The organism is Curtobacterium sp. 458, assembly GCF_030406605.1.
GTDB lineage: Bacteria > Actinomycetota > Actinomycetes > Actinomycetales > Microbacteriaceae > Curtobacterium.
Window position 1 is genome coordinate 2,156,324 of sequence record NZ_CP129104.1, and the last position, 25,278, is coordinate 2,181,601.

The 25,278-nt window shown below is 72.2% G+C and carries 20 protein-coding genes; 12 read left to right on the forward strand and 8 right to left on the reverse strand.

The window, feature by feature from the left end:
* Positions 1-160: 160 nt before the first annotated feature.
* The 4 genes from QPJ90_RS10800 to QPJ90_RS10815 all read right to left on the reverse strand — a co-directional run bounded on the left by QPJ90_RS10800 (position 161) and on the right by QPJ90_RS10815 (position 4,895).
* The gene (locus tag QPJ90_RS10800) at positions 161-1,693 is read right to left on the reverse strand and encodes an ABC transporter permease (protein WP_290131234.1); all 1,533 of its coding nucleotides are present in this window, start codon (positions 1,691-1,693) and stop codon (positions 161-163) included.
* Positions 1,694-1,780: 87 nt separating this feature from the next.
* On the reverse strand, positions 1,781-2,500 hold the full coding sequence (locus QPJ90_RS10805) for a glycosyltransferase (protein ID WP_290131235.1): 720 nt from the start codon (positions 2,498-2,500) through the stop codon (positions 1,781-1,783).
* Positions 2,497-3,858: a PIG-L family deacetylase gene (locus QPJ90_RS10810; RefSeq protein WP_290131236.1), complete on the reverse strand. Its 1,362-nt coding sequence runs from the start codon at positions 3,856-3,858 to the stop codon at positions 2,497-2,499. Before QPJ90_RS10810 ends, QPJ90_RS10805 begins: the two co-directional genes overlap by 4 nt.
* Positions 3,852-4,895, reverse strand: a complete 1,044-nt coding sequence (locus QPJ90_RS10815; RefSeq protein WP_290131237.1) for an acyl-CoA dehydrogenase — start codon at positions 4,893-4,895, stop codon at positions 3,852-3,854. Before QPJ90_RS10815 ends, QPJ90_RS10810 begins: the two co-directional genes overlap by 7 nt.
* 127 nt (positions 4,896-5,022) lie before the next feature.
* On the opposite strand from QPJ90_RS10815, the gene QPJ90_RS10820 reads away from it, so the two are divergent.
* From QPJ90_RS10820 to rplL, 4 genes are all read left to right on the forward strand, one after another.
* Positions 5,023-5,763, forward strand: a complete 741-nt coding sequence (locus QPJ90_RS10820) for a response regulator transcription factor (protein WP_290131238.1) — start codon at positions 5,023-5,025, stop codon at positions 5,761-5,763.
* A gap of 11 nt (positions 5,764-5,774) precedes the next feature.
* Entirely contained in the window at positions 5,775-7,307 is a 1,533-nt protein-coding gene (locus QPJ90_RS10825; RefSeq protein ID WP_290131239.1) for a HAMP domain-containing sensor histidine kinase, read from the forward strand.
* A gap of 269 nt (positions 7,308-7,576) precedes the next feature.
* On the forward strand, positions 7,577-8,092 hold the full coding sequence (gene rplJ / locus QPJ90_RS10830; RefSeq protein WP_290131240.1) for a 50S ribosomal protein L10: 516 nt from the start codon (positions 7,577-7,579) through the stop codon (positions 8,090-8,092).
* A gap of 51 nt (positions 8,093-8,143) precedes the next feature.
* Positions 8,144-8,527, forward strand: coding sequence for a 50S ribosomal protein L7/L12 (gene rplL, locus QPJ90_RS10835; protein WP_290131241.1), 384 nt, complete (start codon positions 8,144-8,146; stop codon positions 8,525-8,527).
* Between the two features lie 186 nt (positions 8,528-8,713).
* Here rplL and QPJ90_RS10840 read toward each other — a convergent pair whose 3' ends face one another.
* From QPJ90_RS10840 to QPJ90_RS10850, 3 genes are all read right to left on the reverse strand, one after another.
* Positions 8,714-9,022, reverse strand: coding sequence for a hypothetical protein (locus QPJ90_RS10840; RefSeq protein WP_290131242.1), 309 nt, complete (start codon positions 9,020-9,022; stop codon positions 8,714-8,716).
* A gap of 22 nt (positions 9,023-9,044) precedes the next feature.
* A complete protein-coding gene (locus QPJ90_RS10845; protein WP_290131243.1) occupies positions 9,045-9,611 on the reverse strand; it encodes a hypothetical protein in 567 nt (188 codons plus the stop codon).
* Between the two features lie 236 nt (positions 9,612-9,847).
* Positions 9,848-11,269, reverse strand: a complete 1,422-nt coding sequence (locus QPJ90_RS10850) for an amino acid permease (protein WP_290131244.1) — start codon at positions 11,267-11,269, stop codon at positions 9,848-9,850.
* Positions 11,270-11,404: 135 nt separating this feature from the next.
* Here QPJ90_RS10850 and QPJ90_RS10855 point away from each other — a divergent pair, with 135 nt between their 5' ends.
* The 8 genes from QPJ90_RS10855 to QPJ90_RS10890 all read left to right on the forward strand — a co-directional run bounded on the left by QPJ90_RS10855 (position 11,405) and on the right by QPJ90_RS10890 (position 24,450).
* Complete coding sequence (locus QPJ90_RS10855; protein WP_290134213.1) at positions 11,405-13,270, forward strand: ABC transporter ATP-binding protein; 1,866 nt, start codon at positions 11,405-11,407, stop codon at positions 13,268-13,270.
* 564 nt (positions 13,271-13,834) lie between these two features.
* A complete protein-coding gene (locus QPJ90_RS10860) occupies positions 13,835-16,096 on the forward strand; it encodes an adenylate/guanylate cyclase domain-containing protein (RefSeq protein WP_290131245.1) in 2,262 nt (753 codons plus the stop codon).
* Complete coding sequence (locus tag QPJ90_RS10865) at positions 16,093-17,532, forward strand: mechanosensitive ion channel family protein (protein ID WP_290131246.1); 1,440 nt, start codon at positions 16,093-16,095, stop codon at positions 17,530-17,532. Before QPJ90_RS10860 ends, QPJ90_RS10865 begins: the two co-directional genes overlap by 4 nt.
* Before the next feature lie 25 nt (positions 17,533-17,557).
* Entirely contained in the window at positions 17,558-18,922 is a 1,365-nt protein-coding gene (locus tag QPJ90_RS10870) for a cystathionine beta-synthase (RefSeq protein ID WP_290131247.1), read from the forward strand.
* Positions 18,923-18,990: 68 nt separating this feature from the next.
* Positions 18,991-20,136 carry a cystathionine gamma-synthase gene (locus QPJ90_RS10875; RefSeq protein ID WP_290131248.1) on the forward strand — a complete coding sequence of 382 codons (1,146 nt, stop codon included), beginning with the start codon at positions 18,991-18,993 and terminating at the stop codon, positions 20,134-20,136.
* 120 nt (positions 20,137-20,256) lie between these two features.
* Positions 20,257-21,648: an MFS transporter gene (locus QPJ90_RS10880; protein ID WP_290131249.1), complete on the forward strand. Its 1,392-nt coding sequence runs from the start codon at positions 20,257-20,259 to the stop codon at positions 21,646-21,648.
* A 10-nt stretch (positions 21,649-21,658) separates the two neighbouring features.
* Positions 21,659-22,231, forward strand: a complete 573-nt coding sequence (locus QPJ90_RS10885; protein ID WP_290131250.1) for a substrate-binding domain-containing protein — start codon at positions 21,659-21,661, stop codon at positions 22,229-22,231.
* 212 nt (positions 22,232-22,443) lie between these two features.
* Complete coding sequence (locus tag QPJ90_RS10890) at positions 22,444-24,450, forward strand: S53 family peptidase (RefSeq protein ID WP_290131251.1); 2,007 nt, start codon at positions 22,444-22,446, stop codon at positions 24,448-24,450.
* 102 nt (positions 24,451-24,552) lie between these two features.
* Here the strand turns inward: QPJ90_RS10890 and QPJ90_RS10895 are convergent, their stop codons facing one another.
* The gene (locus tag QPJ90_RS10895; RefSeq protein ID WP_290131252.1) at positions 24,553-25,143 is read right to left on the reverse strand and encodes a TetR/AcrR family transcriptional regulator; all 591 of its coding nucleotides are present in this window, start codon (positions 25,141-25,143) and stop codon (positions 24,553-24,555) included.
* Positions 25,144-25,278: the final 135 nt, after the last annotated feature.

A 25,278-nucleotide genomic window follows, 5' to 3' on the forward strand; every position in this document is an offset into this window, starting at 1 on the left:
GTCGCGGACGCTGCGGTCGTCGTGGTGGTCACGGTGGCTCCTGTCGGGTCGGGGGTGGCGGGTGCCGGCGCGGCCGCCGGTGTCGGTCCGGACGGCACGGCGCGCGTGCCGGTGTGCGGTGCGGGCTGGACGGCGTGCGTGCCGGTGTGCGGCGCGGGCATCAGCCCACGCTCCGCAGCGCCTCGGCGGGCCGGAGCCGGCTCGCGCGCCAACCGCCGAGTGCTCCGGCGAGGAGACCACCGAGGACGGCGAGGCCGATGGCGAGGAGGATCACCTCGACGGTCACGGGCGCGTGCAGCACGACGTCCGACGTGCTCGCCGTGGTCCCGCCGCCGCCGAAGCCGCCGGCCGGTGCGCCGCCGGTGGTCCCGCCGCCTGCTGCCTGGGTCGCCGCACCACCGGGGAACCCGCCGCCTCCGGCGCCGCCGCGCGTCGACGTCGAGGCGCTCGCCGAGACGGTCGGGGCGATGACGTTCACCACGAGGATACCGACGAGCCCGGCAGCGGCGCCGATCACTCCGCCGATGAGGCCCTGGACGAGCGACTCACCAGCGACCTGCCGGGTGATCCGGCCGTTCGACCAGCCGATGGCCTTGAGGGTGCCGAACTCCCGCGTGCGCCGCGTGACGCCGGAGATGGTGAAGAGGATCGCGATGAGGAACGCCGCGGCGAGGACGACGACCGACAGCCACGTGCCGAGGTTCGACACGAGCGTGGACGCGGTGCTCAGCGAGCCGGAGACGCTCGACGCGAGGTCGGCCTCGGTCGAGACGGTCGCGCTCGACAGCTCGGACTGCAGCGCGGTCTTGATCGTGCTGACGTCGGACGAGGACTCCGCGGAGACGTAGATGGAGGTGACCTTGCCGTCGAGGTCGGCGAGGGACTGTGCGGTGTCGAGCGGCACGTACGTGTTCGACCCGGTGGTGCTCGACGAGCCGGTCGAGGCCACGATGCCGATGACGGTGAACTTCGTGCCGCCGATCTCGAGGGTGTCCCCGACGGTCTTGTCCTCGCTCTTCGCGTACGAGCTGTCGAGCACGACGACGTCCTTGCCGGCGTCGGCCGACGTGAACGTCCGGCCCTTCGTGGTCTCGGTGCTCGTGAGCGGCCCGACGGTTTCGCCGGAGACCGGGATGCCCGTGACGGTGAACGAGTCGACGTTGAACGAGCCGCCCCCGAAGCCACCGCCCTCGCCGCCGCTCGGCGGGCCCTGCTGCGTGCCGCTGTCGTCGGAACCACTGCTGCTGCCGGACGAGCTGCTCCCGCTGCTGTTCTGCTGCACCTGGCCGGAGAACGTCGTGTTCTCGAGCGTGAGGACGCCGGTGGCCGCCTTGACCCCGGCCGTCGACGTGACCGTGGAGAGGTTCGACGCGTTCAACGTGCTCGTCCCGCGGGCGACCGCGAGCCGGGACTGTGAGAGGTCGGTCGAGCCACTGTCACTCCCCGAGCGGCTGCCGAAGTCGAACGACGGCCGTCCGGTGCTCGACGACGACGGCTGCTCGGTCTTCGTGACGGTGATGTCGGTGCCGACGCCGTACACGGACGACAGGACGCTCGACTGCGCGGTCTTCACCCCGCTCGCGATCGACGACACGATGACGACCAGGGCGATGGCGAGCGCCATGCCGATGGCGATGATGACCGTCTGCTTCCGGCGGTTCGTGAGCTCGCGCCTGAGGTAGGTCAGGAACATGGTTCTCCTCGGTGTTGGGGACGAGGAGACCGTAGGGAGGCAGTCGATGAGCCGTGCTGCCGGATCCCAAGAAGATCCGATGAAGCCTCAGCCGGCGTCGCCGTACGTCATGCGGAGGTGCTCCGCGTAGCCCCCGGGCGTCCTGCCGACGAACCGTCCGCTCGTCACGACCGGGAACGCCGTCGTCGCCCGGACGTCGAGACCGAGCGCCCGAGCCCGCTCCACGAGCCGCACGTCCTCGTGCTCGGGCACCGGGTCGAAGCCGCCGAGCGCACGGTGGGCATCGGCCCGCACGCCGAGGTTCGCGCCGTGCACGTGACCGAGCGTCGCGCCCGGCGGGTGTGCGAGCCGCCACCTCGCGAGCACGGCCGGTTCGAGGTCGTCGGGCTCCGGGACGACGGCACCCACGAGCACGTGGGCCCCGGCGGCGAGGGCGTCGGCCTGCTGGACGAGCCACGCCCCGTGCACCCGCGAGTCCGCGTCCGTGTGCGCGAGCCAGTGCTCCGCGTCGGGTCCGCCGGCACGGAGGGCGTGGCGTGCGCCGGTGCTGCGCGCCCGCCCCACCCCGACCGGAGCCGTGACGACGACGTCGAGCGTCGTGCTCCGCCAGGTCGGGTCGGCCGCGGTCCGAGCCCCCAGGGCTTCCGCGGTGCGGTCCGTGCACCCGTCGAGGACCACCGTGACGCCGACCTCGACGGCGGGCCGCTCCCGGTGGAGCTCGCGCACCGCGGCCGCGAGCGCGTCGACACACGCGGCGATGGTGTCCTCCTCGTCGTGCGCTGGGACGACCACGTCGAGGCGCGTCACCGGACGAGCCCCTCGGAACGGGCGACCGAGGACACCGCGGGACCGGGCAGGACGCTCAGCACGAAGTCCTCCTCGACGTGCCGGACGAGTGCTGGCCGGGGCCAGCGTCCGGCGATCCGGGCGTCGACGGTGTCGCCGTCGGACACCGCCCCGTCGTCCGGGTGCCGCCAGTGGCAGGCGACGAGGACCCCGTCGTCGTCGAGCGAACCCAGGACCCGGTCGATCGTGCGGTCGAGGTCCGCCGGAGCGAGGTAGTAGCCGATCTCGGAGAGCACGACGAGGTCGAAGCGTCCGTCCGGCCACTCGTCGGGGAGCGCGGCCCGCACGAACCGGGCCCCCGGCGCACGGACCCGCGCCCGGGCGAGCGGCGCCTCGGAGATGTCCGTGCCGAGCACCCGGTCGGCCCGCTCGGTCAGGGCCGCGGTGAGCACCCCGGTGGCACAGCCGAGCTCGAGGGCGGACCGGTACCGCTCGCGGGGGAGCGCGGCCACCGTCACCGCCCGCTTCCGCCGTTCGTACCAGGAGCCGTCGAAGTCCCAGCCCTCGGGCTTGCGGGCGTAGTGCGCGTCGAACGACTCCCGCGAGCGGGACACCGGGGCGGCGTCCGGCGCGAAGAACCACTCGGTCGGCCGGAGGTGGTGCGCGGCGTGCCGCTCGTCCACGATCGCCTCGTCGCCCGGGGCCGGCGAGAGCGGCCGGGTCTGCGAACGGTGGGCGGCGAGGGCGGCGCGCTTCCGGTCGAGCACGTCCGACGACAGCGCCAGCGCGCGAGCACGGTCCCAGGGTGCGGAGGAGGCGTCCGGGTCGTCCCAGTGCCAGGCCCAGACCGGGTACTCCAGCAGGGCTGCCCGTGGGGCGTCGGCGACGACGGCGGCCGTGACCTCGCCCGCGATCCGGTGGTCGCGGTGCCCATCGCCGCGCCACGGTGCGACCACGAGCACCCGTCCGGGTGCGGCGGTGAGTCGTTCGTGGAGCGCCGCCCGGAGCACTTCGGCGTGCTCCCGGACACCGCCGTCCGGCACCGCGAGCGACGTCGCCGCCGCTGCCGGGTCCAGGACCGCCAGCGCGTCCCGGAACTCCCGCTCCCGACGCGCGCCGAGGTCCTGTTCGCCGGTGGTGGGCGAGTCGGGGTGGGAGCGCTCGCCGCGGGTGACGAGCAGCACCTCGACGGGCAGCCCCCGGTCGCCCGCGGTCGCGACGAGGCCGCCGGCGCCGAGGGTCTCGTCGTCGGGGTGCGGCGCGACCACGAGCACGGCGTCGAACCGGCCCGGGTCGACCGGCTCGGCGCGGACCGTGTCGAGGAAGGACGTCCACCGCGCCGGGTCGGTCCCGGGCTCCCGGTGGTCGAAGCTCACCACGCGACACCGCCACGGTCGAGCACCGCACGGCCGACCCGGGCGAGGTCGCGCGCGCCGTGGTCCTGCAGCACGTAGAGCTCGAGGTCCGCCACGCGCGCCGCGACCACGGGGTCGGCGGTGAGCGGCGCCGGGCCGATGGTCGCGACGACCCGCTGTCGGACGGCGTCGACCGCGCGTCGGACCCGAGACCGCACGACCTGCGCCTCGAACGACCAATCCACGACGACATCGGCCGAGTCGGCACCGGCCGCGGCGTCGATCCGTGCGGCCGCGTCGGCGAGGGCGTCCTCCGCGTCCGCGAGGTCGGCGACCGTGGCACCCAGCTCCGCCTGCAGCAGCTCGGAGTCCTGCCGTGACGCCGCGAGGGACCGGAGCACACGGGCGAGCCCGACCGCACCGCCCCACCAGCACGCCGCGACGCCGATGCCACCCCACGCGAACCCCGGACGGGTGAGGTACCAGCCGGGTGCCCCGACCGGCGTCGCCCGCACCGCGTCGAGGTCGACCGGCCCGCTCGGCACGTCCGGCATGCCACGGGCGACCCAGGCCTCATCGTGCACCGTCACCCCGCTCTGCCGGAGGTCGACCGCGAACAGCTGCCGCTCCTCGCCGACGTGGGCGGTGACGAGCGCGTGCGAGAGCGACGACGCGAGCGAGCACCACGGCTTCGTCCCGGACAGCACGGCGACGCCGTCGTCGGTCACGTCCGCCGTGACCCGGACGCCCGGTGCCTCGGCGGCGAAGACCCCCCACGTCGACCCCTCGGGTGCGTCGACGCCGGCCTGGGCGAGGATGCCGAGCGCGTCGAGGTGCGGCTCGACGGTGCGCGCCAGCGCGACGTCGACCGCGGCGAGCCCCGCGAGCACCGCGAAGGCCGGGCCCGCCGTGCCCGCGGACAGCAGCGGGGCGGTGGCGGCGACCGCCTGCGCGACCGCCAGCCGCTCCGCCGGGGGCGCGTCGTGCCTCCAGGCCGGTGGGAGCACGTCCCGGACGTCGACGTCGCGCGCAGCCGCGGACCAAGCAGAGGAGTGCAGCACGTCGTCACCGTACGGAGCGTTCCCCGAGCGCGCGTCCGGGTCCGCGCTGTCGGGCTGATCAGCGATCCACAGTCGGCGCATCGGTGCATCTCAGAGCGCTCATAGGAAACTCTCGATACTCGAGTACGTGACCATCTCCCAGCCTGCCGCAGCCCCGCGCCTCACGCGTGCCGACGGATCCCCGTTGCGCATCCTCGTCGTCGACGACGAGGCCAGCCTCACCGACCTGCTGTCCATGGCGCTCCGCTACGAGGGCTGGGACGTCAAGAGCGCGAACGGCGGACAGGACGCCCTGACCACCGCGCGGGAGTGGAAGCCCGACGCGATGGTGCTCGACGTGATGATGCCGGACCTCGACGGCCTGCAGGTCCTCAGCCGGCTGCGCCAGAACAACGACGACACCCCGGTGCTGTTCCTCACCGCGAAGGACTCCGTCGAGGACCGCGTCACCGGCCTGACCGCCGGCGGCGACGACTACGTCACGAAGCCGTTCTCGCTCGAGGAGGTCGTGGCACGGCTGCGCGGCCTCATCCGTCGCTCGCAGATCTCGATCTCCGAGGCGGGCGACTCCCGCATCGTCGTCGGTGACCTCGTGCTCGACGAGGAGTCGTACGAGGTCTCGCGGGCCGGCCGACCGATCGAGCTCACCGCGACCGAGTTCGAGCTGCTCCGCTTCCTCATGCGGAACCCCCGCCGCGTGCTCTCGAAAGCGCAGATCCTCGACCGCGTGTGGTCGTACGACTTCGGTGGCAAGAGCTCCGTCGTCGAGATCTACATCTCCTACCTGCGCAAGAAGATCGACGCCGGCGAGACCCCGATGATCCACACCGTGCGCGGCGTCGGGTACGTCATCAAGCCGACGTCCTGAGGTCCGGCGCAGTGACCCTCCGCCGACGGCTGGTCCTCAGCATCGTCGCCCTCGTCGTGGCCGTCAGCGCGGTGATCGGCGCGGGCAGCATCATCGCGCTCGCGTCCATCCAGACCGGCACCATCGACTCCCAGCTGTCGAAGGCGACCGAGCGCGCGAGCACGAAGTTCGGGCAGGGACAGCAGGGGCAGAACGGGCAGCGGCCGAACGACGACGCCCTGGCACCGCTCGGACAGGCGGCGGGCACGCTGACCGCCTACTACGGCACGGGCGGCGTGGCGGCCGGCATCGTCATCAACGAGGACAGCTCGCGCTCGCAACTGACGACGGACGAACTGCAGCGGCTCGGGCAGGTCAAGGTCGGGGTCGAACCCGCGACGACGGACCTCGGTGGTGCGCTCGGGAAGTACCGGGTCGCGGCCGTGCAGGTCGACAACCCCGTCGTCGGCAACGCCGTGCTCGTCGTCGGGCTGCCGATGTCGCCCGTGTACGAGAGCGTCTGGTCGCTGCTCCTCGTGGTCGTGGTGGTCGTCGGACTCGCCCTCGTCGCCGGGTCCGTCGTCGCCGCCGTCGTGGTGCGGCGCTCGCTCCGGCCGCTCGAACGGGTCGCGGAGACCGCGTCCGCCGTCGCCCGCATGCCCCTCGAGCGCAGCGACGCCCTGCAGGACGTGCGGGTCCCCGACGCCGACCCCCGCACCGAGGTCGGTCGGGTCGGTGCCGCGTTCAACCGGATGCTCGGGCACATCGGCGGTGCCATGCAGGCCCGGGAGCGCTCCGAGCAGAAGGTCCGGCAGTTCGTCGCGGACGCCTCGCACGAGCTCCGCACGCCGCTCGCGTCCGTCCGGGGCTACGCCGAGCTCACCCGTCGGATGGGCGCCGACCTGCCCGAGGACGTCGTCTACGCGATGAGCCGCATCGAGTCCGAGTCGAAGCGGATGACGAGCATGGTCGAGGACCTGCTGCTCCTCGCGCGCCTCGACGAGGGCCGGGAGATCCAGTTCGACGACGTCGACCTCACCGGACTCGTGCTCGACGCGGTGAACGACGCCCACGCCGCGTCGCCGGGGCACGTCATCGAGGTGGACGTGCCGGACGAGCCCGTCGAGGTGCTCGGCGACGCAGCACGGCTCCACCAGGTGATCGTCAACCTCGTCACGAACGCCAGGACCCACACCCCCGAGGGCACCCGCATCACGGTGGGGATCGCCCGGGCCGCCGACGGCGTGGACCTCACCGTGCGGGACACCGGGCAGGGCATCGACCCGGAGTTCCTGCCGAAGCTCTTCGAACGGTTCGCCCGCGCCGACAGCTCGCGCTCCCGCACGGTCGGGTCGACCGGGCTCGGGCTCGCCATCGTCGACGCGGTCGTGCAGGCGCACGGCGGGCGGGTCGAGGTGACGAGCGAGCCGGGCGACACCGTGTTCACGGTGCACCTGCCGATCGCGCCGCCGTCGGCGGCCGACGGTGGCGCGGCAGACGCGTCGGCCGGGGGCGACCTGACCGACTGGTCGGCGACGCCCGACGCCGCTCCCGCGACAACCTGACGGCCGGGAGGCACGGTGCGGGTCCGCCCCGTGCCTCCAGTCCGTCGTTTGGTGACGCCCACGGCGTCTGCTACAGTTCTCGAAGCCAAAGACCGCCGGATGTCGCTGCGCTCGCGCAGTGACCGAAGGTCCTCCAACGTGAGGCATCCCGCGCAGGTGTTCCGAACCACTCCCGCCGTTCCGGTGGGGGCAGCTCCGAGCCTCTGTGCGCCGGAGCTTTTTTCGTTCGTGGGCCTGGGGCTACCGGCAAGAAACCCCCAAGGAGAACCATGGCGAACAAGGAAGCTGCGGTCGCCGAGCTCACGGAAGCATTCCAGAGCTCGAACGCCGTTCTGCTCACCGAGTACCGCGGTCTCACGGTCGCGCAGCTCAAGGAGCTCCGCAACTCGATCCGTGAGCACGCCACGTACGCCGTGGTGAAGAACACGCTGACCAAGATCGCGGCGAACAACGCCGGCATCTCGTCGTTCGACGACGAGCTCGCCGGTCCGTCCGCTCTCGCCTTCGTCCACGGTGACACCGTCGCCGTCGCGAAGTCGCTGCGTGCATTCGCCAAGGCGAACCCCGAGCTCGTGGTGAAGGGTGGTTACTTCGACGGTAACCCGCTCTCCGCGACCGAGGTGGACAAGCTCGCCGACCTCGAGTCCCGTGAAGTGCTGCTCGGCAAGCTCGCCGGCGCTTTCAAGGCCTCGCTGTTCGGTGCTGCGTACCTGTTCCAGGCACCCCTCTCGCAGGCCGTCCGCACCGTGGACGCCCTCCGCGAGAAGCAGGAGTCCGCGGCCTGATCAGGCACGCGTTCCACAACCACACCACGCATTAGCAAGTAGGAGAAAATCATGGCGAAGCTTTCGCAGGACGAGCTCATCGAGGCCTTCAAGGAGCTCACGCTCATCGAGCTCTCGGACTTCGTGAAGAAGTTCGAAGAGGTCTTCGAGGTCACCGCGGCCGCCCCGGTCGCCGCTGCCGCCGCCCCCGGTGCAGCTGCCCCGGCCGAGGCCGCTGAGGAGAAGACTGAGTTCGACGTCATCCTCAAGTCCGCTGGTGACAAGAAGATCCAGGTCATCAAGGAGGTCCGTGGCCTGACGTCGCTCGGCCTCGGTGAGGCCAAGGCGCTCGTCGAGACCGCCGACGCCAAGATCCTCGAGGGTGTCAACAAGGAGACCGCTGACAAGGCGAAGGAGACGCTCGAGGGCGCCGGCGCCACGATCGAGCTCGCGTAGTCTCGACCGTTCGGTCACGAAGGCCGTCGCCCCTCGGGGCGGCGGCCTTCGTCGTGCGCGGGGCGCGGCTGGCGGTGCGGTGCGCGGCTGGCCGAGTCTCGCGCTGAGTGACAGTTCTTGCGGCAATCCGCCCGAGAAGTGTCGCTCACGGCGAGACTCGCCCACGGTGCGGCGAGACTCGTGGGCTCACCAGTGCACACGGTGCTGCCGGAACAGCGCGCGAAGTCTGTCGGGATCGACCAGGTGCCACCACGTCGGACGCACGACGGTCCGGACCGGGGAGACGCTGCGCAGCCGGTCTTCGCGGAGTTTCTCGTTCCAGAGTGCTTCCTCGGGACTCCGCTCGCCGAGCAACTCGCGGTCGACGTACTTCTGCTTGCCGTCGAACTCCACCACGACTCCGAGCTCCTCGAACCAGAAGTCGACGCGGTCTGCGTGGCCGCCCTCGACCCGGAACTCGTGCTGCGCAACGGGCCGGGGGAGTCCGATCTCCACCGTCCGGGTCGCTGTGTACGACTCACCGGCAGACTCGTGGAGCGGGTCGAGCGCCTCGGCCACCGTGCGACCGCGGACGGAGCCTCGACGCCGCGACGAAGTCGTCGACCGTGATGAGTCGTGTGCGGACTGCGTGGTCGATCGCTACTGCCGCGACCGCGGGTTCGACGGTCGCAGCGAGGTCGGCCGCCGTCCGCAACGCACCGGTGATCGGCACACCGTCCAGGGTCATGGCCCGATGATCGAGAGCCGATTCGCCTGCATGTCGCACGAGGTGCGCGCGGTGCTCTGTCCGGACCGTCCGAGCATCCGTGACGTGGACGCGGTCCGGCGGACGGCCGACGAGCGGCCATCCGAGGGCGATCGCCGCGGTGAGGAGGGAGAACGCCGCGGTCGACCGCAGCGCTGGAGCGAGCGCCCGCGCCGTTGCAAGGTGCCGCTGGACCGCGGTCATCGCGTGCCACGCCGGGGCATCGACGTACACGCCGTCGGTCACACGGACGAGCAACCCGGCACGGTGGCGTCGTTGCAGCGAGCGTGATCGTGCGCGGTCGTCGGCTCGGAGGAGTCGAGGTTGTGCTGTGCTCATGCACGTAGCGTCTCGCCGCCGGGGGCGCCGCGGGTGCGATCGCTCCGAGTTGGGGACGGCGCGGAGAACGACAGCGGTGTGGACGGATCTCGGGGCCAGCGGGACGAGTCTCCGCGTGGCGATGGTGAGTCTCGCCGTTAGCGACGTGTCTCGCGCTCCGACGCGCGAGAGGTGTCGCTCACCACGAGACTCGGGCTAGCGGGCCGCGGGCCGCGGGCCGCGGGCCGCGGGCCGCGTCAGCGCAGGCTGCTGTGGCGGCGGCCCCAGAGGAGGTAGAGCGCGGCGCCGACGAGCATCCACACGCCGAACGCGATCCACGTGCCGGCGCCGAGGAACACCGCGAGCAGCACGCAGCACAGCGTCCCGAGCACGGGGACGACCGGGAAGAGCGGGACCCGGTACGAGCGCTCGAGCCCGGGCTGCGTGCGGCGGAGCACGATCACGGAGACGTTGACGAGGGCGAAGGCCACGAGCGTGCCGATGCTCGTCGCGTCGGCGAGCTCACCGAGCGGGACGAGGGCGGCGACCACGGTGACGACGATGCCGACGATCAGCGTGTTCGCGACCGGGGTGCCCGTGCGGTGTGACACCCGGCCGAAGACCTTCGGCACGAGGCCGTCGCGCGCCATCGTCAGGAGGATGCGCGTCTGCCCGTAGAGCACCGTGAGCACGACGCTGGCGATGGCGATCACGGCACCGACCGAGAACACCAGCGCGACCCAGGGCTGGCCGGTGACCTCGACGACGATCCGGACGAGCGACGCCTCGGAGTCGGAGAAGGACGTCCACGTGCGAGCGCCGATCGCCGCGATCGCGACGAGGATGTACAGGGCCGTGATGAGGGCGATGGAGCCGATGATCGCGCGGGGGAGATCGCGGCGGGGGTTCTTCGCCTCTTCTCCGGCGGTCGACGCGGCGTCGAAGCCGATGTAGGAGAAGAACAGGCGCGAGGCCGCCGCGGTGACGCCGGCGGCGCCCATCGGTGCGAGGGGCTCGAAGTTGCCGGCCCGGAACGCGGTGAAGGCCACCACGACGAAGAACACCAGCAGCGCGATCTTCACGATCACCATCAGGGTGTTCACCCAGGCGCTCTCGCGGGCGCCGGGGAGCAGGATCGCGGTGGCGAGGAGCACCAGCACCGCCGCCGGCAGGTTGACGAGGCCACCTTCGCCCGGCGGCGAGGAGATCGCTGCGGGCAGGTGCAGCCCGAACACGCGCAGGGTCTCGTCGACGTACTCGCTCGCACCGACCGCGACCGCCGCCACCGACACGGCGTACTCGAGGACGAGGCACCAGCCGCAGACCCAGGCGATGCCCTCGCCCATCGTCGCGTACGTGTAGGAGTAGCTCGACCCGGACGTCGGCACCGCACCGGCCATCTCGGCGTACGACAGGGCCGAGAGCAGCGCCGCGACACCCGCGAGGACGAACGAGATCCAGACGGCGGGACCGGCGAGCGGGACCGCGGTGCCGAGCACGACGAGGATCCCGGTGCCGAGGGTGGCGCCGACGCTGATCATCGTGAGGTGCCAGACCCCGAGGGAGCGGCGGAGCGGCTCACCGTTGACGCCCTGGGCGGCCTCGGCCTGGAGGTCCTCGATCGGTTTGCGGCGGGTGAGCTGCTGCCGGAGGGACACGGGGGACTGCGCGGACGACATGGGACCTCGGGGTGGCAGGACGGGGACGCACGATGGTGGCACGCCCCCCGTGCGGGGTCAAACCGGGACACCGCGCGGGTGTCACCGCGCGGCGGTACGGTTGCAGGGATCGAAGCGGGAGGAGCGCGCATGAGCATGGGACACGGCGCTCGCGGGGGTCCGCGTGGGGGCGGTCGGATCTCGAGCGGCGACCACGCCGCGCAGAAGGCCGCGAACGCCGAGGCGCCCCGGATCCCGCACCTGCTGCACCGCATCTCCGGCCTGTTCGTGCCCCACCGTGCGTCGATCGTGCTGACGGTCGTGCTGGTCCTCGTCGGCGCGGCGCTGTCCGTGATCCCGCCGCTCCTGACCCAGCGCGCCTTCGACGAGGGGCTGTTCCCGAAGGGCGGTGGAGGTCCCGACCTCCCGGTCCTCTACGCCCTGGTGGCGGGCATGGTCGGCCTGTGGATCGCGAGCGCCGGCATCGGCGTCTGGCAGACCTACCTGACCGCGACGGTCGGCAACAAGGTCATGGGCGCGATGCGGATGCGGCTCTTCGGCCACCTGCAGCGCATGGAGCTCGCGTTCTTCACCCGCACCAAGACCGGGATCATCCAGTCGCGGCTGCAGAACGACGTCGGCGGCGTCGCGAGCGTCCTCAACAACACGATCTCCTCGGTGCTCGGCAACACCGTCACGGTGATCGCGGCCGTCGTGGCGATGCTGCTGCTCAGCTGGCAGATGACCCTCGTCGCGGTCGTGCTGCTCCCGCTGCTCGTGATCGCCCAACGCCGTGTGGGACAGGTCCGGGCGCGCATCGCCGCCCAGACGCAGGAGTCGCTGTCGGACATGACCGCGATCACCCAGGAGGCGCTCAGCGTCTCGGGCATCCTCCTCGCGAAGAGCTTCAACCAGCAGCGCAGCGAGACCCAGCGGTACGGCGACGAGAACCGCAACCAGATCCAGCTCCAGGTCCGGCAGCAGATGTCCGGCCAGTGGTTCTTCGCGATCGTGCAGATCTTCCTGTCGATCATCCCCGCGATCATCTACGTCGTCGCGGCCTGGCTGATCATCGGCGACGTCCCGATCACGGCCGGCACGATCGTGGCGTTCACGACGGTGCAGTCCCGCCTGCTCTTCCCGACGGTCGGCCTGCTGCGCGTGGTGCTCGACCTCCAGACGTCGGGCGCCCTGTTCGCCCGGATCTTCGAGTACCTCGACCTGAAACCGGCGATCACCGACTCCCCGACGGCGAAGCCGGTCGACGAGTCCCGGCTCGGGCACGTCGCGTTCGACCACGTGACCTTCGCCTACCCGGACGGCGAGCCCGACAACCCGACGCTCCGGGACGTCTCCTTCGAACTCCAGCCCGGGCAGTTCGCCGCGTTCGTCGGGCCGTCCGGGGCGGGCAAGACCACGGTGTCGTACCTGGTCCCGCGGCTGTACGAGGCGACGAACGGCAGTGTGCGGTTCGCGGGCGCCGACGTCCGCGACATCGAGCACGAGGACCTGATGCGGCACGTCGGGATCGTCAGCCAGGAGACCTACCTCTTCCACGCGTCGATCGGCGACAACCTCCGCTACGCCAGACCGGACGCCACGGACGAGGAACTCGAACGGGCTGCCCGCGCGGCCAACATCCACGAGACGATCGCGTCGTTCCCGGACGGGTACGACACGATCGTGGGCGAGCGGGGCTACCGGCTCTCCGGCGGCGAGAAGCAGCGCATCGCGATCGCGCGCGTACTGCTGAAGGACCCGCCCGTCCTGGTCCTCGACGAGGCCACCAGCGCACTCGACTCGATCTCCGAGCGGGTGGTGCAGACGGCGCTCGACACCGCTGCCGCCGGCCGGACGACCATCTCGATCGCGCACCGACTGTCGACGGTCCGGGACGCCGACGTCATCTTCGTGCTCGACCACGGGCGCATCGTGGAGCAGGGGACGCACGACGAACTCCTCGACCTCGGCGGGACGTACGCGACCCTCCACCGCCAGCAGAACCTGCCGGTCGGCGCCTGACCGCCGCGGGCGTGCCGGAGCACGCGTCCGCGCGGTCGGCCGGGAGGCACGGCGTGGGCGGGCAGCGCGCCTCCCGTCCGCCACGGCGTCAGCCGCGCCGGCGGGTCAGGCCGGCACCGCGCCTGCAGTCCGCCACGGCGTCAGCTGTGCCGGCGGGGCGGGCGAGCACCGTGCCTCCCGTCCGACACGGCGTCGGCCGCGCCGGCGGAGCGGACGGTCACCGTGCCTGCACTGCGCCACGGCGTCGGCCGTGGCGGCGAGGCGGGCTGGCACCCTGCCTCCCGTCAGTCACAGCGTCAGCCGCGCCGGCGGGCACCGTGCTTCCCGTCCGCCACGGCGTGAGCGTGTCGACGGGGCGGGCGGGCACCGCGCCTCCCGTCCGCCGTGGGCCGGCCCGCGCCCGGACAGGCCGCGACAACGCGACACGTGTCGTCGCGCACCCGGTGCCCGTCCCGCGTGAACCGGATACCGGACCGAGCCGGACACGACGCTTCCTCGCGTGGTAGCTCTGGATCAGAACCCGAGCAGTGCCTCCTGATCCGCGCCGCCCGAACGGAGTCCTCCGTGACCGATGCCCCGTCCCCGACCGACCCGATCCCACCGTCGGATGGTGCCCGCGAGCGCGACCCGCTCGACCAGCGCGACCCCCGCGACCATGACCGCGAACGGACCAACACGGGCGGCACGACCCCGCGGCGCAGTGGACGCTTCCGCGCGTTCCTCACGAGCGGCTCCCTCGACGTCCAGTCGAAGCTCCTCGTGATGCTCCTGGCGGTGAGCGTCGTGGCGGCGCTCGTCGTCGGGGCTGTCGGGTACGTGAACGGCCGCGACTCCCTCCAGGCCGCCGCACTCAACCAGGTGACCTCGCTCCGGGAGGCCCGGATCACCGAGCTCAAGCGGTCGTTCGCGCAGTTCACCGACACCGTGGTCGCGCAGACCCGGAACGCGAGCGTCATCGGCGCGACGAAGGCCTTCGAGTCCGGCTGGGACGACCTGCAGCGCCGTCCGGCGTCGGACGACGACCGGCAGAAGGTCGACGACTGGTACGCAGACACCCTCGTGCCGCAGTTGGACAAGGCGTCCGGTGGGACGGCCGACCCGCAGCAGTTCGCGCCGACGTCCGACCCGCAGGCGTACCTCCAGGCCCGGTACACGGCGCCGTTCACCGACTACGACGAGGCGATCGCGCAGGACGACGCCGGCGACGGCAGCGCATGGTCGAGGGCCCACGCCGAGTACCAGCCGTACTTCAAGCAGGCGGTGGAGACGGTCGGGTACGAGGACCTGCTCCTCATGAACACGGACGGAGACGTCGTCTACTCGGCGTACTCGGGGGCGGACCTCGGCACGAACCTGGACGACGGTCCGTACCGTGAGTCGAACCTCGCGACCGGGTACCGCGACGCGCTCCGGCTGACGAGCTCGGACGGTTTCGTGGTGACGGACTTCCAGCGGTACGTCCCGAGCCTGAACGTCCCGACGCTCTGGGTGATGTCGCCGGTCGGTGAGGACGGCAAGATCATCGGTGTGATGGCGGTGCAGGTGCCGCTGGCACTCATCAGCGACATCATGACCGGGGACCAGGGGTGGAAGGCGGACGGCCTCGGCGACACGGGGGAGTCGTACCTCGTCGGCGACGACCGTCTGATGCGCTCGTACCCGCGGCAGCTGTTGCAGCACCCGCGGCAGTACGAGCGGGACGTCATCGCGGCGGGGACCGCCCCGGCGATCGCGGAGCGGCAGGTGCAGGTGAAGGGATCGGTGCTGCTCCAGTCGGTGAACACGACACCGGTCAGCCGCGCACTGCAGGGGAAGACGGGGACGGTGATCGCGGACGACTACCGCGGGAAGGAGGTCCTCGCGGCGTACGCCCCGCTCGAGGTCGACGGCCTGCGGTGGGTGGTGGTCGCGCAGATGGACACGTCCGAGGCCTTCGCTCCGGTGAACGTGTTCGCGCGGAACCTCGCACTCGCGCTCGTCGGGATCATCGTGCTCGTCTCGCTCCTGTCGCTCCTGCTCGCGCAGGTCTTCGTCCGTCCGATCCGACGGCTGCAACGGGCCGTGAACCGGGTGAGCGCTGGCGAGCTCGGCGTCGAGGTGCAGACGAAGGCCGGCGACGAGATCGGCGACCTCGGGATCGCGTTCAACGACATGAGCCGGAGCCTGCAGGTGAAGCAGGACCTCCTCGACGAGCAGCGCCGGCAGAACGACACGCTGCTGCTGACGATGATGCCGGAGGACGTGGCGAAGCGGTACAAGCAGGGCGACGACACCATCGCGGCCGACCACCAGGACGTCGCGGTCGTGTACGCCGACCTCATCGGCTTCGACGACTTCGCGAAGGGGCTCTCGGCCGAGGAGAGCCTCGCGCTCGTGAACGACATCTGGCGCTCGCTCGACGAGGCCGCCGGTCGGTACGGCATCGAGCGGGTGCGGACGACCCGCGCCGGGTACCTCGCCTCGTGCGGCCTGAGCGTCCCGCGGGTCGACAACGTCCGCCGCGTGGTCGAGTGGGCGGAGGAGTCCCAGCGTGTGCTCGAGCGGTTCAACGGGCAGCACGGCTCCCGTGTCGGGCTCCGAGCGGGCATCGACGCCGGACAGGTGACGAGCGGCCTCGTCGGTCGTGCGAGCCTCGTGTACGACATGTGGGGCGACGCCGTGAACCTCGCGTACCGGGTGCAGGGCATCGCCCCGTCCCCGGGGGTGTACGCCACGCAGCGGGTCGTCGACAAGCTCGGCGACCGCGCGGGCATCGTCGACGCGGGCGAGGTGCAGACGCAGTCCGGGTCGCAGCGCATCTGGAAGCTCGAGCAGGTGCAGTCGTGACCCCGTTCTGGCAGCAGCCGTGGTTCTGGCCGGCGATCGTCGTCATCGTCGGGCTCCCGGTCGTCCTCCTCGTCCTCACCGAGCTGCAGTCGAACCTGCAGCGCCGTGGCAACTCGCTGCACAAGGTGGTCGGCCTGCTCCGCAACGCGGTCATCCCGGTGATCGCGATCCTCGTCCTGAGCGTGCAGGTCACGGCGGCGGTCGACCCCTCCCGCCCGGTCGTGACCCAGGTGATCGCGACGGTGCTCGGCTTCCTCGTGATCGTGTTCGTCCTGAACGGCATGAACGTCCTGCTGTTCACGAACGCCCGGAAGGGCAGCTGGCGCGAGAAGATCCCGTCGATCTTCGTCGACATCGCCCGGGTCATCCTCGTGGCGATCGGCCTCGCGGTCGTGTTCCGCATCGTGTGGGGGACCGACATCGGCGGCATCTTCACGGCGCTCGGTGTCGGGTCCTTCGTCATCGCCCTCGCCCTGCAGACCGCCGTCGGTCCGATCGTCGCCGGGCTGTTCCTGCTGTTCGAGCAGCCGTTCCGGCTCGGGGACTGGCTCGACATCGGCGGCACGCGGGGCCGGGTCGTCGAGGTGAACTGGCGGTCCGTGCACCTCGACACGGGCAACGGCATCCTCATCACGCCGATCGGCTCGCTCGCGGGCGCGTCGTTCACGAACCTCAGCCGGACGGGAGGCACGTACCCGGTCTCGACGTCGGTCACCTTCACGACGGACGACGCACCGGCAGCGGTGGTCGCCCTGCTCCAGCGGGTCGCGTCCGGCCTGCCCCAGCTCGCGCCGGGCACGAGCCCGTCGGCCGAGCCGACGGGCGGATCGGGCTACACCGTCTCGTTCGAGGTCGGCGGCCCGTCGCAGGAGGGCTCGGCGCTGGCACAGTTCCGGATGTGGCTCTGGTACGCCGCTCGTCGCGCCGGGCTCGGACTCGACGGCGACACCACCGACGACTTCGTCACGGACGAGCGCCGGGACGCCGCCCTCGCCTCGATCGCACCGACGCTGTACCTGGCGTCCGACGACGTCGCGGCGCTCCGGCAGGTCGTGACGCTCGAGCGCTACGCGGCGGGCGAGGTGATCTCGCGGCCGGGCGTCGTCCCGACGGCGATCCGGTTCGTGCTGACCGGCAGCGTCGAGCTCCGGGTGCCGTTCGGCGACGAGCAGCTCCCGGCGACCCGGGTCGAGGCCGGCGACTACGTCGGGCAGACGTCGCTCACCCGCGAGGTCGTGCAGACCTTCCAGGTGGCACTGACCGAGGTCGCGGTGCTCGTCGTCCCGGTCGAGGCGATCGACACCATCGTCCGGTCGAACCCGCAGCTCGCCCGGGACATCGGCGCCGTGATCGACCGGCGGCACCAGGACGTCGCGGACACGATCACGGCCCGGGCCGGTCAGCTGCAGCCGGGCGTCACGTCCGGGGGAGCGTGAGGGACGCCCGCCTAGACTCGGGCGCGTGCGTTACGCGAACTCCGTCGTCGACCTCGTCGGCGACACCCCGCTCGTCAAGCTCAACCGGGTGACCGAGGGCATCCACGCGACCGTCCTCGTGAAGGTCGAGTACCTCAACCCCGGCGGATCGTCGAAGGACCGCATCGCCACGCGGATCATCGACGCGGCCGAGGCGTCCGGCGATCTCCGCCCCGGCGGCACGATCGTCGAACCGACCTCGGGCAACACCGGCGTCGGGCTCGCCCTCGTGGCGCAGCAGCGTGGCTACCGGTGCGTCTTCGTGCTGCCGGACAAGGTCGGCGAGGACAAGCAGAACGTGCTCACCGCGTACGGCGCCGAGATCGTGGTCACCCCGACCGCGGTCCCGCCGGAGCACCCCGAGTCGTACTACTCGGTGTCCGACCGGCTCGTGCGGGAGATCCCCGGCGCCTACAAGCCGAACCAGTACGCGAACCCGAACGGCCCGCGCAGCCACTACGAGACCACCGGCCCGGAGATCTGGCGCGACACCGAGGGACGGATCACGCACTTCGTCGCCGGCGTCGGCACGGGTGGCACCATCTCCGGCACCGGTCGCTACCTCAAGGAGGCCTCCGAGGGCCGCGTCCGCATCGTCGGCGCCGACCCCGAGGGCTCCGTCTACTCCGGCGGCACCGGCCGACCGTACCTGGTCGAGGGCGTCGGCGAGGACTTCTGGCCCGCCGCGTACGACGCCGGGGTGCCGGACGAGATCATCGCCGTCACGGACGCCGAGTCCTTCGCGATGACCCGGCGGCTCGCCCGCGAGGAAGGGCTGCTCGTCGGCGGCTCGAGCGGCATGGCCGTGGTCGCCGCGCTCCGGGCCGCCCGTGACCTCACCGAGGACGACGTCGTCGTGGTGCTCCTGCCGGACGGCGGCCGCGGCTACCTCGGCAAGATCTTCAACGACCGCTGGATGCGTTCGTACGGCTTCGCCGAGACCGACGACGCGCGCACGGTGGGGTCGATCGTCGCGGGCAAGGACGGCCGCCTGCCGGACCTCGTGCACGCGCACCCGTCCGACACCGTGCGCGACGTCGTCGACATCATGTCGAAGTACGGCGTCTCGCAGATGCCGGTCCTCAGCGCGGAGCCGCCCGTCGTCATCGGCGAGGTCGTCGGCGCCGTCGCCGAGAAGGACCTGCTCGAGCAGGTGTTCACCGGCGCCGCGTCGATGACGGACGCGCTCACGCCGTTCGTCGGCGACCCGCTCCCGCTGATCGGCATCGGCGAGTCCGTCGCCGCCGCCCGCCGCGCACTCGAGACCGTCGACGCCCTGCTGGTGGTCGAGGACGGCAAGCCCGTCACGGTCCTGACCCGCCACGACCTGCTCACGTCCCTGTCCGAGTGAGTGACCGGCCGTCCGCCCGACCGGCCCACCGACCGTACGTCCGCCCGAACGACCGAGGAAGCACCAGCATGACCGAGTTCAGCACCCGCGCCGTCCACGCCGGCCAGGAGCCCGACGCCGGGACCGGCGCCGTCATCCCGCCGATCCACGTCACGTCGACGTACGCGCAGGACGGCATCGGGAACATGCGCGCCGGCTACGAGTACTCCCGCGGCGGCAATCCCACGCGCGACGGTCTGCAGACGCTGCTCGCGGACCTCGACGGCGGGGTCGCGGCGTACTCGTTCGCGTCCGGCCTCGCGGCGGAGGACGCCCTGCTCCGCGCCTACCTCGAGCCCGGCGCCCGCGTCGTCATGGGCAACGACGTGTACGGCGGCACCCACCGCCTCGTGAACCGGGTGCACGTGCCGTGGGGCGTCCAGCTCGTCGTGGTCGACATGAGCGACCAGGACGCCGTGCGGGCAGCGCTCGAGGGGGCGCCCGCGAAGACCGTGCTCTGGGTCGAGACGCCGACGAACCCGCTCATGAAGATCGCCGACATCGCGGCGCTCGCCGAGCTCGGGCACGCCGCCGGGGCACTCGTCGTCGTGGACAACACGTTCGCGTCGCCCTACCTGCAGCAGCCGATCGCGCTCGGCGCCGACGCCGTCGTGTACTCGACCACGAAGTACCTCGGCGGCCACTCGGACGTCGTCGGCGGCGCGGTCGTGCTCGCCGACGAGGAACTCGCCGAGCAGGTCGCGTTCCTGCAGTTCGGCGCCGGGGCGATCTCGTCGCCGTTCGACGCGTTCCTCACCACCCGCGGCATCAAGACCCTCGCGGTCCGGATGGAGCGGCACTCGGCGAACGCGCAGGCCGTCGCCGAGTCGCTCGTCGGTGCGCCCGGTGTCGAGCGCGTGTTCTACCCGGGGCTCGCCGACCACCCCGGGCACGAGGTAGCGGCCCGCCAGATGCGCAGCTTCGGCGGCATGCTCTCGCTCTCGCTGTCCGGCGGGGCCGCGGCGGCGAAGCGGTTCGCCGAATCCACCGAGGTGTTCACGCTCGCGGAGTCGCTCGGCGGCGTCGAGTCGCTCATCGGGTACCCGAGCGAGATGACGCACGCCTCGGTGCGGGGCACCGAGCTCGAGGTGCCGGACGACGTCGTGCGGCTCTCCGTCGGCATCGAGGACGCCGGCGACCTGGTCGCGGACCTGCAGCAGGCCCTCACCCGCTGACGCGCTGACGCGCTGACGCGCTGAGGGTCGGCCGGGAGGCCCGTGGCGGCGCCGCCACGAGCCTCCCGGCCGACCCGTGCCGCCCCCACGGCCGTCGGTGGCCGCTCCTAGGATGGTGCGGTGAGCACCGCCGCGCCGACGAGGACCAGCATCTTCAGCGGGCGCTACGCACTCGCCACGGTCGGCATGGTCGCCATCGTGGCGGTCGCGGCGTTCCAGAACCTGGCGATGACGACGGTCATGCCGGAGATCAGCCGCGACCTCGACGGCGAGACCCTGTACGCCCTCGCCTTCGCCGCGCCGCTCGCCGCCGGTGTGCCGGGCATGGTCCTCGCGGGGAACTGGACCGACCGCTCCGGCGGGCGCGTCGTCGCCTGGGTGTCCGCGGCCTTCTTCGCCGTCGGCACCGCGGTGGTGATGACCGCGCCGACGATGGAGGTGTTCCTCGTCGGCCGGCTCGTCGAGGGCTTCGGCGCCGGAGCGATCGACGTCGTCCTCTACGTGCTCGTGGCGCGGATCTTCCCGGACGAGCTGCACGGCCCGGTGTTCGCCGGGTTCGCCGCGGCCTGGGTGCTCCCGGCGCTCGTCGGACCGGCGCTCGCGGGCATCGTCACGGACGTCTGGAACTGGCACTGGGTCTTCGCGGGGGCGCTCGTCATCGCGGTCGTCGGCTTCAGCGTCCTCGTCCCGACCCTCCGTCGCCTGCACCCGCCCGCCGCCGAGTTGCGCGCACCGTGGCAGCGCGCCCGCATCGGGTGGTCGGTCGCCGCGGCGGTCGCGATCCTGCTCCTCAACGTCGCGCCGGACCTCGGCGCCTGGGCCCGCGTCGCAGCCGTGGTCATCGGCGTCGTCGGCACCTGGGCAGCGCTCCGACCGCTCGTGCCGACGGGCACGTTCCGCGCCGCGCCCGGCCTGCCGTCGGTCGTGCTGCTCCGCGGCCTCGTCGCCGCGTCGTTCTTCGGGAGCGAGGCGTACGTCCCGTTCCTCCTGCAGGCGAAGCACGGGTTGTCCGCGTCCACGGCGGGGCTCGCGCTGACCGTCGCCGCACTGAGCTGGGCCGGTGCGAGCTGGCTGCACGGACGGCTCGGGGAGGCCCGGCTGACCGCGGCACGGACGTTCGCCGTCGGCCTCGGCCTCGTGCTCGTGAGCCTGCTCGCCGCGTTCGCGGTCGCGACGTTCGACCTGCCGTGGTGGGTGCTCGTCGTCGGCTGGTTCGTCGGGGGAGCGGGCATGGGGGCGATCTACCCGCGGACGTCGATGCTCACACTGCGGTTCTCGGGGGAGGGCGACGACGGCTTCGCGTCGAGTGCGCTCACGATCGCGGACGCCTCCGGCAGCGTGGTGGGCCTCGCGCTCACCGGGCTGCTCTTCGTCGGGACCGGCGGAGCGGACACCGACGTGTCGTTCCCGCTCGTCTTCGGCGGCATGGTCGTCGTGTCGCTGCTCGCGTGGGCAGCGGTCCGCCGCCTCGGGCCGGTGCCGCCGCCGTCATCGCCCGTGGCCGACGGGTAGCGTGGCCGACGTGTCCGCCCGCATCGTCGCCGCAGCCGTCGCCCTCGCGACGGTCCTCACCCTGACCGGGTGCCAGGGCGCGACGTCGGCGGCGCCCACGCCCGTGCAGAGCAGCGACCTGACGAGCTCCGACGGCGGCTTCGACCAGAACGCGGTCGTCGGCGTCGTCCTGCTGCACAGTGCGGCCACCCCGGGGACGACCTCGGGCGGCGTGCCGCTCGCGACGCGCTTCCGCGACGACCTGACCGCAGCCGGGTTCCGGCCGGACGTGCGCGTGGCCGGTACCGACGACGCCGCGGCGGACCAGCAGTCGGCACTGCGGGCGCTCGTGCAGCGCGGTGCCAAGGCCGTCCTGGTCGAGGCCGCCGACCCCGCGTCGCTCGCCGGCGCGGTGCAGGTCGCGCACGACGCCGGCGTGGTGATCGTCGCCGTCGGGGACCCCCTGCCGGCCTCGGGCACCGGCGGGGACGGAGTCTCGGCGGACTACCGCGTCCAGGGCAGCGACTCGGACGCGGCCACGGTCGCGAAGGCCACTGCGGTCGTCGAGTCGCTCCAGCGCGGCGAGAAGCCCGACGTCGGCTGAGGCCGTCCACACAAGGGGGCTTCGTCGTCTCACGGCGGTTCCCCAGCATCGCCCCGCCGAGCCTCGGAACGACGCCGTCCGCCGCTGAGCGGAGGGACAGGCCGCGTCCCACGAACGGGGGACGTCGTTCGTCGGTGGAACCACCGACTGTCCGGTCGTTCCGGTTCCTCACTACATTCGCCTCACCCAGCTCCGCGGTGAGAGGACCCGAAGTGCAACGACGCCCACCGACCCCCGGTCGGACCGAACCCAACAGGACCCGGACCGCGCTCGTCGCGATCGCCACCGCAGCGTGCACGGTCGGCGCCGTCGCCCTCGCTGCCGGACCGGCCGACGCAGCGACCCGGCACACGCTCCCCGACTCCGTCCCCACGTGGGCGACGAGCACGAACGACGCCGGCACCGTGGCGGCGAGCACCGACGTCGAGGGCGAGGTCTACCTGCCCCTGCGGAACCAGCAGGGCGCCGAGGCCCTGGCCACCGCGGTGTCCACCCCGGGGAACGCCCGGTACCGCAAGCCGCTCAGCCCCTCGGCCTGGATCGCGAAGTACGCCCCGACGAAGGCGTCCGCGGACGAGGTCACCGGCTACCTCCGCGCACAGGGCCTCACCATCACGGCCGTCCCGGCCAGCCACGAGTTCGTGGTGTTCCGCGGGCCGGCGTCGGTCGTCGGTTCGGTGCTCGGCACGAGCCTGCACCGCTACCAGCACGCCGGGAAGACCCTCGTCGCACCGGCCTCCGCACCCTCGCTGCCGTCCTCCATCGCCGGTCTCGTGAGCGGGGTCAGCGTCGACCAGGGACGACTCCTCACACACCCGGAACTCGTCCAGCAGGGCCAGACCCCCGCGACGTCGACGCCTGCGCGCACCCTCCGTCAGCAGGCCACCGGCCCGACCGGCATCCAGGCGAAGTGCTCGCAGTACGACGGGCAGAACACCGCGACCGTGCCGGCAGCCTACGGGCAGACGCAGGTCCGTACCTTCGCCTGCGGCTACGTCCCGAAGCAGATCCGTTCGGCCTACGGCGTCGACGGCCTCGCCGCGAAGGGCGTCCAGGGCCAGGGCCAGACCGTCGCGATCATCGACGCGTACGCCTCGCCGACGATCGTGCAGGACACCAACAGCTACTCGAAGCAGAACGGCGAGCCCGTCCTGACGAGCGCCACCTTCGCGCAGAGGATCCCGTCGCCGTCGCAGTTCACCGACCAGGTGCTCTGCCAGCAGCCGAGCGGGTGGCAGGGCGAGGAGACGCTCGACGTCCAGTCCGTGCACGCCGTCGCCCCGGCCGCGAAGATCCTCTACGTCGGTGGCACGAACTGCGGCGGCGGGCTCGACGTCGCGATGTCGAAGGTCCTCGACCAGGGCCTCGCGCACCTCGTCAGCAACAGCTACGGCGACGTCGGCGAGAACGTGCCGCTGTCGAGCATCCGTGGCCAGGAGAACCTGCACATCCAGGCCGCCGGCGAAGGCATCGGCCTGTACTTCTCGAGCGGGGACAACGGCGACGAGTCGGCCGCCCTCGGCAGCGCGCAGCCGGACTTCCCGGCCTCCAGCCCGTGGGTGACCGCGGTCGGCGGGACGAGCCTCGGCATCGGCGCGAACGGCCGCAAGACCTTCGAGACCGGGTGGGGCGACGTCCTCGACCAGATCGTGTCGAGCGACCGTGGCGACGTCTACGCCGCGCCGCTGCCCGGCGACCTCGTCGGTGGCGGTGCCGGCGGCGGTCGGAGCACCATCTTCGACCAGCCCGCCTACCAGAAGGGCGTCGTGCCGTCGTCGCTCGCGAACGGCAAGCGCGTCTCGCCGGACCTCGCGGCACTCGCCGACCCGTACACCGGCTTCGCGATCGGCATCCGCCCGATCACGGACGACAGCACCCTCGCCACCGGCGACTTCGTCAACGAGACGTACGGCGGCACCTCGCTCGCGTCACCGCTGACGGCGGCACTCATGGCGATCGTGCAGCAGTCGACCCACGTGCGGCTCGGCTTCGCGAACCCGTCGCTCTACGCCACGTACCGGGCTGCGCCGAAGGCGTTCCACGACGTGCAGCCGCCGGGGTCGCCGATCGCGCTGGCCTACACGAGCGCGACGTCCGGCAAGGACTACCTCGTGACCCTCGACCACGACACGTCGCTCTCCACCGCGAAGGGGTACGACGACGTGACCGGCCTCGGTTCGGTGTCCTTCAGCGGACTCACGCGGGCGGCCCAGCGGTAGCGCGCGTCGCGTCCTCGACGGACGCTGAGACGGACGGGAGGCTCGGTGCCAGCTGGCACCGGGCCTCCCGTCCGATCTGGGTCGCGCGCGGGGCGCGACGCGTCAGCGCCACCAGGCCGGGAACGACAGGGTGATCGTCTGGACGAGCGACTTCCGCGACCGGCGCGGGCCGGCGAGCCACGCCTCGATCGCGCCGACGAACCCCTGGGCGACGAACCCGGCCGCGACGTCGTCGAGGAGCTCGGGCCGACCCTCGGCCGGGAGCTCCCGGATGTGCTGCGCGCTCGACACCGTGAAGTGGTCGACGAGGAGGCGGTGCAGCGAGCCGTCCTCGGGGTCGGGCAGCGCCTTGCCGTAGATGTCCTTGTACGACACGACGTGCTCGACGACGGCGTCGATGCCGCGGCGGGTGATGGCCTCGAGCTCGTCCGGCCCGGCGCCGCGCTCGAACGCCGCCCGACGCGCCGCGGCGTCGTCGTCGCGGATGCGGTCGAGCTCCGGCGTGAGCACGTCGGCGAGCAGCGAGCCGGGGGAGACCGCGTGCGAGTAGAACGTCGCGCGGTTGATGCCCGCGGCACGCGTGACGTCGGCGACGGTGATGCGCGACACGGGACGATCGGCGGCGAGGCGCAGGATCGCCTCGCGCAGGGCCGCGGTCGTGTGCAGGATCCGGGCGTCCACCACGACACCCACCCCCTTCCTGTCCAGATCGCCCGGTCCGCCGGGCAGTCCGAACGTACCGCATGTCAGGTGACGCACAGGTGCGGTTAGGATGGTTCCGCGGCCGAATCGATTCGACCCGGTTCCGCACCCCTCCTCCCACCACCC